The 3,240-nt window shown below is 66.8% G+C and carries 4 protein-coding genes and 1 pseudogene; 1 reads left to right on the forward strand and 4 read right to left on the reverse strand.

The window, feature by feature from the left end; genetic code table 11:
* Positions 1-502 (forward strand): annotated as a pseudogene (locus tag ABYB95_RS20070) (asparaginase); the annotation flags it as partial.
* Positions 503-593: 91 nt separating this feature from the next.
* On the opposite strand, the gene adk reads toward ABYB95_RS20070, so the two are convergent.
* The 4 genes from adk to lpxK form a co-directional block, all read right to left on the reverse strand.
* The gene (adk, locus tag ABYB95_RS20075) at positions 594-1,250 is read right to left on the reverse strand and encodes an adenylate kinase (protein WP_372661001.1); all 657 of its coding nucleotides are present in this window, start codon (positions 1,248-1,250) and stop codon (positions 594-596) included.
* A gap of 142 nt (positions 1,251-1,392) precedes the next feature.
* The gene (kdsB, locus tag ABYB95_RS20080) at positions 1,393-2,193 is read right to left on the reverse strand and encodes a 3-deoxy-manno-octulosonate cytidylyltransferase (protein WP_372661004.1); all 801 of its coding nucleotides are present in this window, start codon (positions 2,191-2,193) and stop codon (positions 1,393-1,395) included.
* Positions 2,190-2,396, reverse strand: a complete 207-nt coding sequence (locus tag ABYB95_RS20085) for a Trm112 family protein (protein ID WP_372661006.1) — start codon at positions 2,394-2,396, stop codon at positions 2,190-2,192. Before ABYB95_RS20085 ends, kdsB begins: the two co-directional genes overlap by 4 nt.
* 25 nt (positions 2,397-2,421) lie before the next feature.
* A partial coding sequence (gene lpxK / locus ABYB95_RS20090; protein WP_372661009.1) for a tetraacyldisaccharide 4'-kinase occupies positions 2,422-3,240 on the reverse strand: 819 nt, incomplete at its 5' end.

Below are 3,240 nucleotides of genomic sequence, written 5' to 3' on the forward strand. Positions count from 1 at the left end.
CCTGGCCCGCGACGTGAGCAAAGTCCACACCTACCGGGTGGACGCGTTCGACTCGGGCGATGCCGGGGCCTTGGGCTGCGTGGAAGAAGGGCACTTGCGCTTGTTCCGCGCTTGGGTGGCACCGGACAACGATGCGGTCCCCTACGATGCAGCCGCCCTGTTGCGGTTGCGGCAGGCCGGCGGCTTGCCCTGGGTGGAGCTGGTGGTCAGCCACGCGGACGCCGACGGATCGGTGGTGCGTGCCTTGCTCGCGCACAGCGCGGCCCACCCTGAAAACCCGTTGCGTGGCCTGGTGGTGGCGGGAACCGGCAATGGCACGCTGCACACGGCGCTCTCGGACGCTTTGCTGGAGGCGCAGGCCAGTGGCGTTCGGGTGGTCCGGGCATCGCGCTGCGCCCATGGTCGGGTGCTGGCCAACAGCGCGGCGCTGTTTCCCGACTCGGCGGGCTTGTCGCCGGTGAAAGCACGCATTGCCTTGATGCTGGCGTTGATGGAAAACTGAAGCGGGGTACTTGGGGTTGCCGTTCCATTGAAACGGCGAAAAAAAGCCCGGCTTTGGCCGGGCTGTGCTGTGCTGGCGTGGTTGGCGCGCTTCAGGCGGACAAGGCAGCCAGCGCGCGCGCGGTGATCTCTTCTACCGAGCCGGTACCGTTGATGGCGCGGTACTTGGGCGCGGCAGCGGCGTCGCTTTTGGCCCAGTTGCTGTAGTAGTCCACCAGCGGGCGGGTCTGTGCGCTGTAGACCTCCAGGCGCTTCTTGACGGTTGCTTCCTTGTCGTCTTCGCGCTGGATCAAGGGTTCGCCGGTTTCATCGTCTTTGCCTTCGACCTTGGGGGGGTTGAACTTGACGTGGTAGGTGCGGCCCGAGGCCGGGTGCGAGCGGCGCCCGCTCATGCGTTCGATGATGGCCTCAAAAGGCACGTCGATTTCCAGCACGTAGTCGAGCTTCACGCCAGCGGCCTTCATGGCATCGGCCTGCGGGATGGTGCGTGGAAAACCGTCAAACAAGAAACCCTTGGCGCAGTCGGGCTGGGCGATGCGTTCTTTGACCAGGTTGATGATGAGATCGTCGCTCACCAATCCGCCCGATTCCATGACCGCTTTGGCTTGCAGGCCCAGCGGTGTGCCGGCCTTGACGGCAGCGCGCAACATGTCACCGGTGGAGATCTGGGGAATCGCGTATTTCTGACAGATGAAGGTGGCTTGCGTGCCCTTGCCGGCGCCCGGAGCGCCCAGAAGTATCAGTCTCATCGCTTTCCTTTTTTCATGGTTTCAATTTCTTGGCCACCTGCAGCAGGCGGCGGCCTCTCGCACCGGGTGCGGGGCAACCGGGCGAGGATAGCATGCACCTCCGTGCACCAGCCTTACAGCTCAGAGCAGGGGAAAGAGGCCCTTATGCGGCCTGCTTGGCGACGATCAGGCGCACCCGCTCCAGGTCGTCCAAGGTGTCCACGCCAGGGCCGGGGGCCTGGTCGCAAACGTGTACCGCAATGCGCTGTCCGTGCCAGAGCACACGCAGTTGTTCGAGCGACTCCGTGTGCTCCAGGGGCGCTGGGTCCAACAGCGGAAACGAGCGCAAGAACCCGACGCGGTAGCCGTAGATGCCGACATGGCGCAGCGGCGCGGGGCTGGGCAGGCTGGCCGGTGGCGCTGCAGTGCCAGGCGCGGCCGCCATGCCGTCGCGCCACCAGGGAATGGGCGCCCGGCTGAAGTAGAGTGCGGTGTGGTGGCGGTCCAGCACCACTTTGACCACGTTGGGGTTCAGAAAATCGCCCATGCTGGCGATGGCATGGGCGGCTGTGCTCATGACGCAGTCGGGGCGCTGGCGCAGCTCGTCGGCCACTGCGTCGATCAAGGTCGGGTCGATCAGCGGCTCGTCGCCTTGCACATTGACCACCACGGCGTCATCGGGCAGTCCCAGTTGCACGCAGGCTTCGGCCAGGCGGTCGCTGCCACTGGCGTGGTCGCTGCGGGTCAGCACGGCGGTCACGCCATGGGCTTGGCAGGCTTGGAGAATGCGGGCATCGTCGGCCGCCACCACACAGCGGGCTGCGCCGCTTTGGGCCGCCTGTCGGGCCACGCGCACCACCATGGGAAGGCCCGCGATGTCGGCCAGGGGTTTGTTGGGCAGTCGGCTGGACGCCAGCCGTGCCGGTATCAGCACGGTGAATCCAGGGGCCGCGCCGTCGCTCATGGCTGCGGGCTGGGGGCCTTTGGGCGGGCCGCTTCTTCTTCGGTGATGGGGCGGGCCACGTCTTCGAGCAGGATGGGAATACCGTCGCGGATTGGATAGGCCAGACGCGCGCTGCGCGACAGCAGTTCTTGTTTCTCGCGGTCGTACAACAATGGGCCCTTGGTGACCGGGCAGACCAGCAGTTCAAGCAGTTTGGTGTCCATGCGCCGATGATAGTCGGGCCGGTGCTCAATCCGTCGCGCGGGCCCGCTTCGCGAGGCTTTCCCGAACCTGATGGAGCAAGGCGTCGATGGCGGTGAAAAACCCGGGGTCGACCTGCAGCGCAAGCGGCACGGCCCAGATCGGCGGGGTCGTGCCGCCTTGATCGCGCGCGGCCGCAAACAGCTTCACCGCGTCTTTTTCGGTGCAGACGATGGCTTGCTGGGCGTTTTGCAGCACGGCGCGGTAGGCGTCGGCGCCGGCGTGATCGGCCAGTGGCACGGTCCGGGCCAGCTGCAGGCCGCGCTCTTGGAGCATGTCAAAAAACACGTCGGGGCGGGCAATGCCCGCCACCGCCACCACAGGCTGGTCGCGCAGCTGCGTCAGGGGTATGCGGTGTTGCTCGGCGTTGAAAGCATGTTCGGCCAATCGGCGCACAGCCCCGAACGCCGGTAGACCTGTGGGGACGGTCAGTGCGCTGGCTGGATGCTGGTCGCGGCTTTGGTGCAGCAGCAGATCGGGCCGGCTGGCGTGGTGGCCGGGCGGCCAGGGTTCGCGCAGCAAGCCTGCGGGCAGTTGCCAGCCATTGCCCACGCCACGGTCGTCGAACACCACCACCGCGATGTCGCGCGCCAGCGCCAGATGTTGCAGCCCGTCGTCACACAGCAGCACGTCCACCGTGGGATGCGCGGCCAACAGAGCCCGTGCCGCCGCCGCCCGCTGGCGGGCCACAAACACCGGTACACCCGTGGTTCGGCGGATCAGGGCGGGTTCGTCCCCGGTGTCTTCGGCTGGGGTGTCGTCCCGCACTTCGAGCAGATCGTCGCTTAGGCGCCCATAGCCACGGGA

The sequence above is a fragment of the Hydrogenophaga sp. genome, from assembly GCF_041633695.1.
Taxonomy (GTDB): Bacteria; Pseudomonadota; Gammaproteobacteria; order Burkholderiales; family Burkholderiaceae_C; genus Hydrogenophaga.

Coding starts and splice junctions, on each gene's coding strand:
- kdsB (WP_372661004.1), bottom strand. CDS start 2,193: ATGAGCGACGGCGCGGCCCCTGGATTCACCGTGCTGATACCGGCACGG.
- ABYB95_RS20085 (WP_372661006.1), bottom strand. CDS start 2,396: ATGGACACCAAACTGCTTGAACTGCTGGTCTGCCCGGTCACCAAGGGC.
- adk (WP_372661001.1), bottom strand. CDS start 1,250: ATGAGACTGATACTTCTGGGCGCTCCGGGCGCCGGCAAGGGCACGCAA.